Annotated in this window: 14 protein-coding genes; 5 read left to right on the forward strand and 9 right to left on the reverse strand. The window is 50.4% G+C overall.

The window, feature by feature from the left end; translation table 11 throughout:
* The first annotated feature begins 72 nt into the window (after positions 1-72).
* Positions 73-669 (forward strand): DJ-1/PfpI family protein, encoded by a 597-nt coding sequence (locus F608_RS0114340; RefSeq protein ID WP_022666341.1) that lies wholly within the window; start codon positions 73-75, stop codon positions 667-669.
* Positions 670-901: 232 nt separating this feature from the next.
* Here F608_RS0114340 and F608_RS0114345 read toward each other — a convergent pair whose 3' ends face one another.
* The 7 genes from F608_RS0114345 to F608_RS34855 form a co-directional block, all read right to left on the reverse strand.
* Positions 902-1,582, reverse strand: a complete 681-nt coding sequence (locus F608_RS0114345; protein WP_084681157.1) for an MlaD family protein — start codon at positions 1,580-1,582, stop codon at positions 902-904.
* The gene (locus F608_RS0114350; RefSeq protein WP_022666343.1) at positions 1,579-2,037 is read right to left on the reverse strand and encodes a DUF1178 family protein; all 459 of its coding nucleotides are present in this window, start codon (positions 2,035-2,037) and stop codon (positions 1,579-1,581) included. Before F608_RS0114350 ends, F608_RS0114345 begins: the two co-directional genes overlap by 4 nt.
* A 107-nt stretch (positions 2,038-2,144) precedes the next feature.
* Positions 2,145-3,509 (reverse strand): B12-binding domain-containing radical SAM protein, encoded by a 1,365-nt coding sequence (locus F608_RS0114355; protein ID WP_022666344.1) that lies wholly within the window; start codon positions 3,507-3,509, stop codon positions 2,145-2,147.
* A complete protein-coding gene (gene ahbB / locus F608_RS0114360) occupies positions 3,499-3,987 on the reverse strand; it encodes a siroheme decarboxylase subunit beta (protein ID WP_022666345.1) in 489 nt (162 codons plus the stop codon). Before ahbB ends, F608_RS0114355 begins: the two co-directional genes overlap by 11 nt.
* Before the next feature lie 26 nt (positions 3,988-4,013).
* Positions 4,014-5,123 (reverse strand): S-methyl-5-thioribose-1-phosphate isomerase, encoded by a 1,110-nt coding sequence (mtnA, locus tag F608_RS0114365; protein ID WP_022666346.1) that lies wholly within the window; start codon positions 5,121-5,123, stop codon positions 4,014-4,016.
* A 67-nt stretch (positions 5,124-5,190) separates the two neighbouring features.
* Positions 5,191-5,838: a DUF2959 domain-containing protein gene (locus tag F608_RS0114370; RefSeq protein WP_033398489.1), complete on the reverse strand. Its 648-nt coding sequence runs from the start codon at positions 5,836-5,838 to the stop codon at positions 5,191-5,193.
* Between the two features lie 179 nt (positions 5,839-6,017).
* Positions 6,018-8,153 carry a diguanylate cyclase gene (locus F608_RS34855; RefSeq protein WP_022666348.1) on the reverse strand — a complete coding sequence of 712 codons (2,136 nt, stop codon included), beginning with the start codon at positions 8,151-8,153 and terminating at the stop codon, positions 6,018-6,020.
* A gap of 455 nt (positions 8,154-8,608) precedes the next feature.
* On the opposite strand from F608_RS34855, the gene F608_RS0114395 reads away from it, so the two are divergent.
* The 4 genes from F608_RS0114395 to F608_RS0114415 all read left to right on the forward strand — a co-directional run bounded on the left by F608_RS0114395 (position 8,609) and on the right by F608_RS0114415 (position 10,673).
* On the forward strand, positions 8,609-9,139 hold the full coding sequence (locus tag F608_RS0114395) for a GNAT family N-acetyltransferase (protein ID WP_022666351.1): 531 nt from the start codon (positions 8,609-8,611) through the stop codon (positions 9,137-9,139).
* A gap of 148 nt (positions 9,140-9,287) precedes the next feature.
* Positions 9,288-9,698 carry a hypothetical protein gene (locus F608_RS0114405; RefSeq protein WP_022666353.1) on the forward strand — a complete coding sequence of 137 codons (411 nt, stop codon included), beginning with the start codon at positions 9,288-9,290 and terminating at the stop codon, positions 9,696-9,698.
* Positions 9,695-10,198 carry a hypothetical protein gene (locus F608_RS0114410; protein ID WP_027362771.1) on the forward strand — a complete coding sequence of 168 codons (504 nt, stop codon included), beginning with the start codon at positions 9,695-9,697 and terminating at the stop codon, positions 10,196-10,198. The genes F608_RS0114405 and F608_RS0114410 overlap by 4 nt, the downstream gene beginning before the upstream one ends.
* Before the next feature lie 61 nt (positions 10,199-10,259).
* Complete coding sequence (locus tag F608_RS0114415; RefSeq protein ID WP_022666354.1) at positions 10,260-10,673, forward strand: GNAT family N-acetyltransferase; 414 nt, start codon at positions 10,260-10,262, stop codon at positions 10,671-10,673.
* Positions 10,674-10,932: 259 nt separating this feature from the next.
* Here F608_RS0114415 and F608_RS0114420 read toward each other — a convergent pair whose 3' ends face one another.
* Both F608_RS0114420 and F608_RS0114425 read right to left on the reverse strand, forming a co-directional pair.
* Positions 10,933-11,805 (reverse strand): aspartoacylase, encoded by an 873-nt coding sequence (locus F608_RS0114420; RefSeq protein ID WP_161626863.1) that lies wholly within the window; start codon positions 11,803-11,805, stop codon positions 10,933-10,935.
* A gap of 19 nt (positions 11,806-11,824) precedes the next feature.
* Positions 11,825-13,555 (reverse strand): TRAP transporter permease, encoded by a 1,731-nt coding sequence (locus tag F608_RS0114425; protein ID WP_022666356.1) that lies wholly within the window; start codon positions 13,553-13,555, stop codon positions 11,825-11,827.
* Positions 13,556-13,637 lie beyond the last annotated feature (82 nt).

The following is a 13,637-nucleotide window of genomic DNA, read 5'->3' on the forward strand; positions in this document are numbered from 1 at the left end:
TTTCTGCACCTGATCGGTGTTACGCTGCCGCTTCACACCGACAAGTGAAAAATACGTTATCTGGAGTGATATATGAAGAAAGTGTACGTTTTATTATTTGAAGGATATGCAGATTGGGAAATCGGGCATGCTCTTGCAGAACTGAAAAGGTTGGGGCAATTTGAAGTTGTTTCTGTTGGATTTGATGAAAAACCAATTAATTCTATGGGAGGTTTGCATGTTAAACCACATCAGACTCTGAGCCAGATCAATTTCGAAGATATACTTCTATTCATCTTTCCAGGTGGCTATATGTGGGAAAAAGGGTATTCGGAACATGTAATGAATAGTTTATTGAAAGAGTTAGATAAACGAAATATTCCCATAGCTGCTATTTGCGCTGCCACGACCGTTCTTGCAAAAGCTGGAATATTAAAGGGGAAAAAACATACTAGCAATTCCCTAAAGTATATACAAGAGACCGTCCCTGATTATTCAGATGGTGACAATTATATAGATAAAATAGCAATGGCCGATCAGCATATCATCACAGCAAGTGGGTTAGGATCTGTTGATTTTACGATGGAAATACTTAAAATGCTGAATGTTTCAAGCTCTGAGATGAGGAACATCTGGTATGATGCTTTTAAGAATGGCAAATACCCTGACGATGTTGAGCATTCTGCCTAAAAAGAACGCACTTGGTTGATGTATTTATCAATAGTAATTGAGATAACAAGCCCTTTCACAGATGACAGCCAAAGAGATGGGGTTTTATCATTTTTCAAAGGCCATGAAAAATGCTCTCTTTCGAAGTGCTTTCTCGCTTTAACTGCATGTGAAGAGCACGTTAGTGCGCCAAGAATTCCGGGGACAGTATACCTATTTTGGGACCGCCTCCCACATTTCATGACTTGAATTGTCAAACATCCTGGAGTTTCCGGTATTCTTTTTGAAGCTCCCGGGCCTTGTCCTTCTGTCCCTGATCTTCCAGTTCTTTGATGATCTCCTTGAGCTTTTTCTCTATATTGGGCAGGATCTCTTCCCGGATGGTTTTTTCCATTTCCTTTCCCGAAGATTTCAGGCGGGTTTCAAGCTCGGATAATTTTTTTTTCAGGTCCTCGTATTCTTCGGATTCCTGGAAGTTTTCAAGTTCCCGGAGAAGGGAGGAAAAAGCGGTCTCCATGATTCTTGCCAGGGAATCGGCGGTCTGTTTTACGGAGTCGGCCGGAGAACTGCCCCGGACCACGGAATCCTGGGCAATGGGTTTCCCCCCGGGTTTTTCCTGCTCCAGGAGAACGGCTTTTCTTTTGGCATCCAGGGGCGAATCGCCGATAAAAAACCGGGAGTCTTCCGTGGCCAGATAGAGAAACTCCTTCTGGATCTCAACCCCGACCAGGAAATCCGCATCCCGGGTATAGGTGATCTCTTTTACCCGGCCCACGGACTGATAGCTGAAGATCACCGGATCTCCCTGTTTGAGTCCGTCCACCCGGCTGAAACGGAGGGAAAAGGCCAAGGGGCTGGTGCAGGAACAAAGAATTGCCAGGCCGACGGCCAGTCCCCAGAAAACCGGGGAGATCCTTTTCAATAAAGATCTCAATTGAGGTCCTCGTTTTCTTTTTTAATGACCGGGACTTTAAATACCGGGACTCCTTCCTTGGAGAGTACCTTTTCCTCCTCCTGGGTGGTGGTGCCCCGGATATTCTTATGCTCGGCGGCGCCGTAATGCATTTTCAGGGCTTCCTTGGTAAAGGAGGAGCCCACGTCTTCAAAGTTTTTTTCCACGTAATCCGCCACTTTTTCCGTGAGTTCGGCCATGGCTTCCTGGCTCGCCCTCAGGGCCTGTCGGGCCTGGGGAGAGGGGACATGGGCCGGGCTGCAGGATGAAGAAGACTTTTTTATGGCAATGGGATGAAGCTTCTGCACCACGGAGCAGGTTTCACAGACCGGGCACTGGAGAATGCCCTGCTCCATCTGGTTTTCAAGATCTTTTTTGTCTTCGAACCAGCCTTCAAAGGTGTGCCCGTTAAGACATTCAAGATCAAATACGATCATGATCAAGTTTCCTGCTTTTTCGGGGTTGAAAATCCTTTTTCCTATTGTCCATCATACCCATTTTCAAACAATTTTCAAATCTTTTCCGCAGGTCCGGCCGGATTCATTTACAACAGGGTCTTTAGTTGATGGATCCGGCCGACCTCTTCCTCAGATTCCACACAGGGAAAGAGGGTGTTGTTGGTCAATACCGGGTGGAGACGGATATCGAACCGGGCCTCTTTTACGGCCTGATCCCACATGGGCGTATGGGGAATGGGGGTGTAATAGGCCAGGACCGGGGTAATACCGGCCTCCCTGACCAATTCCATGGAGGATTTTACATCCCCAAGATCCTGACCGGGCAGGCCGCATAAGAGGTAGGCCCCGATCTGGTCCCGGTTAAATCCTGCGGTTTTCAGGGCCCGGACCGCCCGGGAAAACTCGTCTTTTTTCACCTTGGCGTCGTGGTTCCGGGTTCCGGCAAAATCCGTGGTTTCCAGGCCCAGGCGGATGGTTTTGAATCCGGCCCTGAACATGAGCCGGGCGGCGGTCTCATCGATTTCCCGGATATGCAGGGCATTGGGGGTATGAAACATGAGGTCCATGCCCGAAGAGCCGATCTTTTCCAGGAGGGGAAAGGCGTACCGCTCCCCGTTCACCAGCAGGGCATCGTCGTAAAAAGCAAAATTTTGTATTCCCCGGGACTCATGCCAGTGTTGAATTTCATGGAAGACATGATCCGGGGACCGTCGCCTCAATCCGGGTTCCAGAAAGGAGGAGGCGCAGTAGTCGCAGGAAAAGGGGCAGCCCCTGGAGGTGAGGATGGGGGCATAGGCCATGTGATTCTGGAGATCCAGGGCCGGAAAAGGCCAGGAGTCCAGGTCATCCGGATCCATGGGAATATCCATGTTAACCCCGGTGAATTCCCGGACAATATCGGCGATAACCGGTTCCCCGGGTCCGGATATGACCCGGTCGGCTCCGGAAAGGGCCAGGGCATGGTCCCGGCACAGGGTGGCGTAGATCCCCCCCAGGACCACCGGGACATCGGGAAATTGGGTTTTTATGCAGGAGATGGTCTCGGCCACACCCGAGGCCCAATAGGTCATGACGGAGGTGACCAGGATGAGGTCCGGCCGGTCAAGCTCTTTCAGGTCCCGGATAAACCTTTCCGGGGAGATCCCGTACCTGGAAAAGGTCTGGCCGATCTCCGGCAGAACAGATCCATGGGGCAGATAGGGGGAAATGGTGGTTTTGAAGTCAAGAGGGCTTTTGCCATAGGGCCCCCGGCCGTCCCAGAGGATTTTTGCGGGCCGGTCTTCCCCGGGATGGAACCGGTCCAGGCAGTCGAGATAGGAGACCCGGCTCCCTGCCTGGCGGAGCATGGCAGCAATGGATAAAAGCCCCAGGGGCTTGGCCCAGAAATCAAAGGCGGCAAAATCGTGGATCCAGGGATTGACGCAGAGGATATGGGGCGGATCAGTCTTCAAAGTACTTCATGGAGGTTTTTTTCAGTTCTTTCCTGGAAAAGAGCATGGAGAATTCTCTTTCTCCCACGGCATCGGATATTTTTTGGACCACGGCCCGGCATTCCTCTTCACTGCCCGCATGGACCATGGTGTAAAGGTTGTAGGGCCAGCCCGGGGCCGGGTCCCTCCGGTAGCAATGGGTGATCTCCTCAAATCCGGCCATGATGGTCCCGGTCTTTTCCACCCGGTCCTCGTCCACCTTCCAGGCCACCATGGCATTGGCCGTGAACCCGGACTTCTGGTGTTTGAGGGTGGCTCCGAACCTCCGGATCATTCCCCGGTCATCCAGGCCGGAGAGCACCTTTAAAAATTGATCCTCGGTAATTCCGATCTTATCGGCCATCTCTTTGAAGGGGCGTTGGACAACCGGGATATCCGTCTGGAGCAGGGCAATGATTTTTTTTTCAAGCCCGGTGAGTTCAGGATTGTGTTCATTCATATGGTTTCGTTTTTAACCCTATATTTTTATTTTGTTTTCTTTTCAGGAAACAGGGCCATGATGGAAGCCTCGTCCGCCCGGCAGATCCCCCGCTCGGTGATGAATCCCGTGACCAGCCTTGCCGGGGTCACGTCAAAAGCATGGTTGGCGCAGGGACTTTTTGCCGGGGGAACCAGGACCTCCCGGATTTCTCCGTTGCACAGCCCCTGGACATAGCGGATTTCGTCCGGGTTCCTCTCCTCTATGGGAATGTCCCTTACCCCGTCTGTGATGGACCAGTCAAAGGTGGAGGAGGGCAGGGCCACATAAAAAGGGATATCGTTGTCCCGGGCGGCCAGGGCCTTTAAATAGGTGCCGATTTTGTTGGCGACATCCCCGGCCCGGGTGGTCCGGTCGGTCCCGACAATGACCAGGTCCACCATGTCGTGCTGCATGATATGACCTCCGGCGTTGTCCGTGATCACCGTGTGGGGAACTCCGTGCTTTCCCAGTTCCCAGGCCGTGAGCCTGGCCCCCTGGTTCAGGGGCCGGGTCTCGTCCACCCAGACATGAACGGGAATTCCCTTGTCAAAGGCCGTGTAAATGGGGGCCGTGGCCGTGCCGTATTCAATGCAGGCCAGCCAGCCCGCATTGCAGTGGGTGAGAATGTTGACGGGTTCTCCGTTTTTTTGGTCCCAGATCTTTTCAATGAGAGAGGATCCGAATTCCCCGATTTTCCGGCAGTTGACCGCCTCTTCCTCCACCACTTCCAGGGCCTCTTTCAGGGCCACCTCGATCCTAACCTCGGGGGATGAATGCACCTGGACCGCATCCCAGACCCGGTCCACGCCCCAGAACAGGTTCATGGCCGTTGGCCTGGCATCTTTCAGGCGGCGGCATTCATCCTCAATATAGTTGTCATCCCCGGGCCGGGCCCCGTCCTGGACCAGACTGACATAGACGCCCAGGGCGCCGGTGGCGCCGATAAGGGGGGCTCCCCGGACAACCATGTCCTTAATGGTCCGGATCACCTCATCCACATGGGTCAGGTCTTTGATGATCAGTTCATGGGGCAGAAACCTCTGGTCAATGACCCGGACGATTCCCCGGGCCCGGTCAAACCAGATGGGTCTCAACTCTTTTCCGTCGACTCTCATGACATATCTCCAAAATTGCAATATAGACTAGGGGAACAGCGGACATCTCTCCAATTTATCAGAAAGATCAGAAGCTGTTTATGAACTTGTCTGCCTCCTGAATGGATCGGTTCATATCCCGGACCAGGACGGCCACGTCGCTTTCTATGGACACCACCTCATTGCCCAGGGTCCCTACGGCCTTGGCATTGAGGTTGTGTTTAAGGTAGAGTACATAATCCTTGAGTTTTTCCAGGACCGGGTACATTTTTTGGGTGGACTTGGCCATGGCCAGTTCCAGTTTCTTATACCGGATCCTGGCATCGGCCAGGGATTTTTTGCTGGAACTTTTGAACCGGGCATCCTTGATTTCCAGGATCTCCCCTTCCCATTCCGAAAACAGGTCTGCGGCCACGGTCTCCACGGCATTGATCCGCTTTTCGATTTGGGAGGCCCTGGAATCGCAGTCCTCGTAGCTGTCCTTGAGTTTGTTGTAGAAGGTCTCAAGGTCACCGCCCTCAAAGGCGTAGAGCTCCTTGATCCGGGTCAGGGCGTCCTTGAATTCTTCCTGGGCCTCGGTCTGGCTCTCCTTTACGTCCTCCACATTGTCCTTGAGCAGGTGACGCTTTTCCTTGCCGAATTTTTCCATGGCCGCATAATAGGCCGTGCTGCAGCCCGACAGCATAAAGATTCCTGCCAGAATCCCGAGTAAGATTGTTTTGCCGCTTGTTGTCATCACTATGGATATCCTCCCTGTCCTCCCTTTTTATCTAAAACAGCCGAATCCCTTTATAGCAAAAAGTGAGGATTTAATTAATATTTTTCTGGGATTCCCACTTTGATCGGAATTTCACAAAAAATGGAATCTAAAAAATTACCCTGAAAAGATGTTTTTATTTTAATTTCAACGAATTCTCACTCCCCGGCATCTTCCCGGGGAGTGTCTGTATAGATTTCAACGCGGTTGCGGCCCTTTGCCTTGGCCTGGTACAGGGCATCGTCCGCCTGTTTCATGAGGTCTTCCGCGCCATGGCATTCCCTGCAGCAGGCTACACCGAAACTGGCAGTATAGGAAAGGGGCCTGCCCTCGTCGGTTGTAAGGGATGAGGTCTCAAAGGCCGCGCGGAGCCTTTCCGCCAGATGGCGGGCCCCTTCAAGGTCGGTATGGGGCAGGCCCACGCCAAATTCTTCCCCGCCCAGGCGCCCGGGAAAATCGGTCTCCCGCATCATCTGTCCCACGGTTTTTCCAATGTCCACCAGCACCCTGTCTCCGGCTTCGTGGCCGAAAGTATCGTTGACCCGCTTGAATTTGTCCGCATCAAACATGATTACGGAAAAGGGGGCTTTATACCGCCGGTTTTCTTTCAGGGCCCCAAGGACCAGTTCCATGAACCTGCGCCGGTTGAAAAGGCCGGTCAGCCCGTCTGTGGTGGCCAGGCGCCTGAGTTCTTCCTCTTTTTTCTTCCGGTTCTTGATATCCCTAAGACTGCCCACGGCATAGTGGGACTCTCCCAGTCGGAAGGCGGCCACAGACCGCTCCACCGGAAGGGTGGTTTTGTCCTTTTTTACGGCTGTAAATTCCATGACCGAGTCGATGACAGGCCCGGTCCCGGACCGGGAGAAGTGCTTCAGTCCCTCCAGGGCCTTTTTGCAGTCTTCGGGAAGGGTGATCAGCCGGTGCATGGATCTGCCCCTGGCTTCATCGGCGGTCCAGCCGAACATCTTCTGGGCCATATCGCTCCAGAACAGGATTTGGTCTGAACTGTCAATCATGATCAATGCATCGTGGGAAGCCCTGGCCATGGCCCGCATCTGCTCCTCCCTGGCTTTGAGTTCCTCCACGGCCATTTTCCTGGGGGTGATGTCCAGGAGGGTTCCGGTGAACTTTTGGGGAGTTCCTCCGGGCCCGCATTGAACAGATCCCCGGGCTTCCACATGAATGATCTCTCCGTTGGGCCGGATAATCCGGTGGTCCATGGTATATTTTCCGCATTCATTGATGGCTTTTTCCACGGCCAGATCAACCTGTCTGCGTTCATCCTCCATCAGCATGGATCGGACAAGCTCCATGTCCGGGGTTACGGTTTCCCGGTCCAGGCCGAAAATTCTGAAGGTTTCATCGGACCACCAGAGTTTACCGGTTTTAAGATTCATGGACCAGTTGCCCAGGTGGGAAATGGCCTGGGACATGTCTAGGCTGAGGCGGATTTCACTCAAGGCATGGTTTTTCTGGATGGATCTGATCCCCCCGTACCCCACGGCAATGCCAAAGAGAAGGAGAAATGCGTCAACGGCCAGGATATAGGGCGGCAGTCCGGACCACCCTTGTGGGGGAACCGCAGCCATTTCCCATTCAGCCCCCGGGAGGATTACGGGCAGGATCACTGCCCGGGCCCCGGGCAGGAACAGGGCCGGGTCTCCATAAAAAGCAAGGAGAGGATTTCCCTTTTTCCGTATGGCCATGGACATTCCTGAAGTCCGGAGCTGGGCGGATTCGTAGAGGCGGTCCATGTCAATCACCGATGAGACGAGGCCCCAGAGATGTTTTTCCCCGTTTTTCATCACATGGACCGGGGCCCTGCCGATGAGGCCGGTGCCTCCCTGTACCAGTTTCAGGGGGCCGGATGTGACCAGCTCCCCGGATGCCAAGGCTTTCCGGACATCGGGCCACTGCCCGGGCAGGCTCCGGTAATCCTTTCCCAGGATGGCCTGATTGCCCTTGAGGGGATAGACATATCGGATGACCATATCCGGTGCGGCACCGATGTTTTTGAGCAGATTTTTTTTCTTGAATACCAGGGCGGCATAGGATTGAAATTTTTCTGCGGTGAGGTCAGGTGTACTGGAAATGAAATGGGATACCCCTTCCACTATAAGGAGGCAGTTGGAAATACTGTTTTCCAGCCTGAATCGGGTAAAGGATAATTGACGGGTGATATCAAGGTGCTGTTTCTGAAAGAAATTTTTCGTCAAAGCCCAATGGATGAATCCGCCCAGGAGCAGCGTTACCAGAGCGGTGACAGCGATATGGCGAATTATCTGTTTTTTCATGTTGAATCAATCGTTGGGAAAAGGGTTCGGGCTCCGGGTTTTCCAGATATTCAACCGGTTTTTCCGGGGAATGGCCAAGCCGGGACTTTGCATTTTCGTTCCATGGCCCTGCCCCCGGCAGCCGAAACCCCGCTGTAATCCTGTTGAATGATATTTCTATACTTATGGAGGATAATGGACCGGAAAGTAAAGCTTTTTTTGAAAAGGATTACCGGTTTTTTCAAAAGAACCCAATACGACCCATGGCCTTGGTGTTGATCTGGCCGGGGAGCCTTTCAGGAGGCTCCATCAAATCGATGGATACCGATCCGGCTCTCCAAGAATATCATAGTTTTAAAAACATATGCCTCTTTTAAATCCCTCTTTTTGAGGGTAGAATGGACCTTTTATGAAAATTAATTTCAACAAAAAAGATGATGCCGTCAACCTGCAGATGGTAAAAGCCCGGATAAAACATGGAATCAAACAAATTGAAACTAAGGCCTTTGCGCCCAGAAGATGAACTCTCTTTCAAAAATGCGGTTGCGGCATTCAGAAACAAGATGCCGGCATTTGAATTTGCCTTTGATTTTGATGAATCAATCCCGTTCCTGGAATATATCAAAAAGCTCGAAGGGTGGCCTTTGGGCAAAGGTCTGCCGGATAAATTCGTTCCGAGCACATTTCTTGTCGGGGTTGTTGACAGGCAAATTGTCGGGCGGCTCTCTATTCGGCATTATTTAAATGATTTTCTCGAAAGAATCGGTGGCCATATCGGCTATGGGGTTATCCCGGCCTGCAGGAGACAAGGGTATGCCATGGAGATGTTCAGGCAGGCGCTCCCGATTTGTTCGGATCTTGGGATACAGAGGGTTTTGATCACCTGTGATATGGATAATCTGGGATCCAGGAAGGTAATAGAAAAATGCGGTGGAATCTTTGAGAATCTAACGGAGGATCCGGAACTCAAGGTTCAAAAGCGAAGATATTGGATTGATATTCAATAATGGATGATACTCTTGACGGAGGAAGAACGATTGCCGCTGTCATCAAACAGGAACGTATGTTGGCCTGGCCAGGAAAGAAAATGAAAAGAAAAATGAATGTTAAACCAAAGCCGTCAAGGGCGAACAGGATGGGGGAAAGGGGAGACGGATGAGGGAGGCGTTTCTGAAGACGGTCAACCTTTTCAAAACCGTTCTGCCCATGCTCTGCGGCATGCTCCTTCTGGTCAGTCTTCTCCAGCAGTTTTTCCAGCACCATTACCAGGACTGGTTCACGGGAAACTATCTGCTGGATCCCATTATCGGGGCGGCTGCCGGGGCCATCTCCTTCGGGATACCCATTACCAGCTATATTGTCGGCGGGGAGCTTTTAAAAGGCGGGGTCAGCCTGATCGCAGTCACAGCCTTTATCATGACCTGGACCACGGTGGGGCTTGTCATGATCCCCTTGGAAAGCACCTTTCTGGGAAAACGATTTGCCGTGGTCCGCAATCTTCTCAATTTCGTGTTTGCAATTCTGGTGGCCGTTGCCACCGTCTATACCCTGGAAATCCTGTCATGAAGCCGGAAAAGAAAAAACTGAGCGGAAGGGTTAGGTTTTTGATCTCTGTGCTGGTGATGTACGGGGTGACCGCCCTTTTCAATATGGATACCGCAGGAAAAGCCCTGGCCTATTTTTCCATGATGCTTACCCAGGTGATCCCGATTCTGGGGCTGGTGTTTGGTTTTCTTTTCCTGGTCAACCTCTTTATCAACCCCGGATGGATCCAAAAGCACATCGGGGCCGGATCCGGTCTCCGCGGCTGGTTTTACGCAGTCATCAGCGGGATCCTGATCTCCGGGCCCCCCTATATTATCTATCCCATGCTCGGAGAACTGAAAAAACAGGGTGCCAGGAAGGGTCTGATCGCGGCCATGCTATACAACAGAAACGTAAAACCCCAGTTCCTTCCGGCCATGGTCTATTATTTCGGGATAAGGTATACGGTGGTCCTGTCGGTCTACATCATCCTGTTTTCACTGCTGACCGGGAAGATTCTCGAATTTTTTATCCGGGAGTAGGAAAGTCGAAAGGATGTCAGGTATCACTCAAATCAACAAGGATCCAAACGGATGAGGAAATATGGATATACAATACTTGGTGAATAGACCGATCACAGAAGCGCAGTTTGCCGGGCTTCTTCAGGAAACCACATTGGGGGCAAGGCGCCCCCTTGAGAACCATGAATGTATCCAGGGCATGCTGGACCATGCCGGTCTTCTGATAACCGCATGGTCAGGAGACAAGCTGGTCGGGGCGGCAAGGTCGGTTACGGATTTTCATTACTGCTGCTATCTGTCGGATTTGGCTGTGTCGGAATCGGTTCAGGCCCAGGGGATTGGGAAAGAACTGATCCGCCGGACCTTTGGGGCTCTCAAACCGGGTTGTAAGATTTTTTTGCTGTCCGCGCCCCAGGCCGAGGCGTTTTATCCTAAAATCGGTTTTACCCGGCACCACAGCGCCTGGTTGATGTCGGGTGTGGAAGAACTTCGGTAACCGGCCTGTAACGGCTCTCAAAATAAAATTCCGGTTCATGCCGGGAGGGGCAAAGAGGTTACGCTCATTCTCTAAAATCACCCATGATTATCTCCGAGGAGGGATCCCTTCTCCAGCGGCGTCCTGCCGCCCAAAGGAATCCAAGCCGCGAAAACCTTCCCTCCCCCCTATCCCTGCAGCAGAGTCCAGGTATAAGATAGAAATAAAGGAATTTGAGAGCAGCTAGATTAAGGATTCTAAGGACAGAGAACCCCTATGCTCATCGGCCCAATAGATCCTCTTTTTTAACCAGTGAAAATGCGATGTTTTTATCGTAATATGCCGCCTCATTGACAAAAACAGGGCAGAGGTTGTCTTCTCCGGCATAGGGTATGGTATCGCCAAGAATGTTTATGAACAGCGGATCTCCTTTTTTTATGGGAGAATAGTTTTTCTTTTCCAGTTCTTCATGGATAAAAAATTTTGAACCGACAACTTCATCCGGGAAAGAAACATTTTTTACATGGGTGTAAATATCAGAAAAGTTCAGGGGAAGGGCTTTCTCTGTTTCGCATCCAAAGGCAGATATCCCGTCTAAAACGGCAGTGACCGCAAATTGCATTTTCTTTATGGTTTTATGGCAATAAATATTTTGGGGAACAGGCCCGATCTCCACCCCTATGGCATGGGGGGCCATGGATCTCAGGCAAGATTGTGTCCTTTCCGACGGATCAAATGCGTAGATATTTACTCCGGGAACCCGATTTCTTACGTAGTCTGCAATGGCAAGATTGAATCGGTTGGACTCGATCATCAATGTGATTCCCATATTTGAAGTCGATGTGTGCATATCGATGATAAAGTCGGCCCCGCCTTTGGAATCAAAGTCTTTTTTAATTGTTTTTGCCAGTAAATCTTCATGGGAAGTCGGGTCGGGACGGTTTATGCTCTCATCAAAAAAACATCTGTTTAAATCCTTATCAACATACCTTCTCCCCAATGCAACCGCTTTCGGGTTTGACAATAATAGTTGTGTGTTAAAAGAAAAATCAGAAAAGTCGGTTTTGTTTTTTGTCCAGTGATGAATCAGGAAAACGCCGGTCAATTCATTCCCGTGCGTACCCCCGGCGATCAATACTTTGTCTATTTTCACTTTTTGTCCTATCTTTAATTTATTCGACGATCTCAATATCCTGTCTCCGACGACTGCGGAACCAGGTCCCGCTCAACAAGTATGAGAAGAGAAATGTTCCAATGGTAATAATCAGATATGCTTTTACGATGTCCCATGCATCTCCCTGCATGGAGAATCCCGGCACATAACCAAACAGGAAAGCGCCCAAATATAAGAATTTGGCATATTTAAACGCCACGAGGGCTGTTTTCCACATGTTTGCTTCGGCAATGGTGGCTCCGGCAAAAGCGGCAATGCAAACGGGCGGAGTGATGTTGGAATCCTGTGACAACCAGTATACGATCATGTGGGCGGCAATTAAATTTACCCCCATATGTGTGAACACAGGGACGGCCACCACTGCGGTGACCAGATAGGCAACGGTGCCGGGGACACCCATTCCAAGAACCAATGACGCCAGGGCCACCAGTAGAATGGTTAGAAAAAGACTTCCCTTGGCAAAGTCTATCATTATGCTGGTGAAAGTCAGTATAAAACCGCTGTTGGAAAGAACCGATATGATTATACCTATAATTCCCAGGGTGGCTCCGATTTTAACGCTGCTTTCCGCTCCCATGCAGACCGCATCCACGATATCCGACAGAGTCATTCTTGTTTCTCTTCTGAACCAGGAGACAAGGATACAGGAAAATATCCCGATAACGGCGGAGAGTGCTGCGGAAAAACCTGTGACCATAAAAAGGGTTATCAGGATTAGGGGAATGATATAGACCCCTTCTTTTTTAAGGATTTCCATGGCGGATTTTTCAGATTTAGTTCCTTTTATGTTCATCTTTTTGGCTTCAAAATGGACCATGACAAATACACTGAAAAAATACATCAGTGCCGGGAATATGCTGATGAGCATGATTTTTACATAGGGAACACCTGTTATTTCCGACATGATAAATGCCCCGGCTCCCATGATCGGCGGTAAAAACATCCCGCCCACAGAGGCGGCAGGTTCGATCCCTCCTGCAACATGTGGCCTGAATCCTGCTTTTTTCATCATCGGAATGGTAAAGGCCCCTGTGGAAACGGTATTGGCGATGGCACTCCCGGATATGGAACCGAACAAAGCGCTTGAAATGATGGCCACTTTGGCCGGACCCCCTGTTTTATGCCCGACCAGAGCCAAAGGGAAATCAATGAAGAATTTGTGTGCCCCTGATTTTTCCAAAAAAGAACCAAATATGACAAAAAGAAGGATAAAGGTGGCAATGGCATTGGCAACGATCCCGAATACACCGTCATCCTTGAGAAAAATGATCGTAGACATTTCAGCCAAACTGTTTCCCGGATGCGAAAAGGGCTCTGGGAAATGAATCCCCCAAACGCCGTAAACCAGAAATATCAAGCCGATTAAAACAAAAACATTTCCAATGACCCGTCTGGCAATTTCAACCCCGACAAGGATGCCGATCATGCTGATGATGCCGTCTGTTCTTGTCTCCATTCCCGCCCTGTACATCAAGGCCTCGTAATTGAGCATGAAATATCCGCAAGTTAAAATGATCATGAGAATCAAAGCATAATCAAATGATTTGCCGAACTTAAATTTGGACGGATAAAGCAGGATCCCCAATATATAGGTGATAAGGACATAGATTCCCCTGTGATATTGGGATGAAAATGGAGAGACAGCCGCAGAATAAATATAAAAAAGGGCCATGGATAAAGATAAAAGTATAAACAGATACTTATCGAACGCATTGAATTTTTTATACATATAATCCCCGAGGTTCTGATACTCAGCAAACGGAACTGGATCGATCCAATATGAAGTTTGATTCTGAAATCGCCGCGCCCCC

The organism is Desulfospira joergensenii DSM 10085 (assembly GCF_000420085.1).
In the GTDB taxonomy this organism is placed as follows: domain Bacteria; phylum Desulfobacterota; class Desulfobacteria; order Desulfobacterales; family Desulfobacteraceae; genus Desulfospira; species Desulfospira joergensenii.

Bases quoted from the DNA above. Each gene is read 5' to 3' on its own strand.
- ahbB (WP_022666345.1), bottom strand. From the start codon at position 3,987: ATGAATGAACACAATCCTGAACTCACCGGGCTTGAAAAAAAAATCATT.
- F608_RS0114340 (WP_022666341.1), top strand. From the start codon at position 73: ATGAAGAAAGTGTACGTTTTATTATTTGAAGGATATGCAGATTGGGAA.
- F608_RS0114395 (WP_022666351.1), top strand. From the start codon at position 8,609: ATGGAATCAAACAAATTGAAACTAAGGCCTTTGCGCCCAGAAGATGAA.
- F608_RS0114370 (WP_033398489.1), bottom strand. From the start codon at position 5,838: ATGACAACAAGCGGCAAAACAATCTTACTCGGGATTCTGGCAGGAATC.
- F608_RS0114405 (WP_022666353.1), top strand. From the start codon at position 9,288: ATGAGGGAGGCGTTTCTGAAGACGGTCAACCTTTTCAAAACCGTTCTG.
- mtnA (WP_022666346.1), bottom strand. From the start codon at position 5,123: ATGAGAGTCGACGGAAAAGAGTTGAGACCCATCTGGTTTGACCGGGCC.
- F608_RS0114410 (WP_027362771.1), top strand. From the start codon at position 9,695: ATGAAGCCGGAAAAGAAAAAACTGAGCGGAAGGGTTAGGTTTTTGATC.
- F608_RS0114415 (WP_022666354.1), top strand. From the start codon at position 10,260: ATGGATATACAATACTTGGTGAATAGACCGATCACAGAAGCGCAGTTT.
- F608_RS0114425 (WP_022666356.1), bottom strand. From the start codon at position 13,555: ATGTATAAAAAATTCAATGCGTTCGATAAGTATCTGTTTATACTTTTA.
- F608_RS0114350 (WP_022666343.1), bottom strand. From the start codon at position 2,037: ATGATCGTATTTGATCTTGAATGTCTTAACGGGCACACCTTTGAAGGC.
- F608_RS34855 (WP_022666348.1), bottom strand. From the start codon at position 8,153: ATGAAAAAACAGATAATTCGCCATATCGCTGTCACCGCTCTGGTAACG.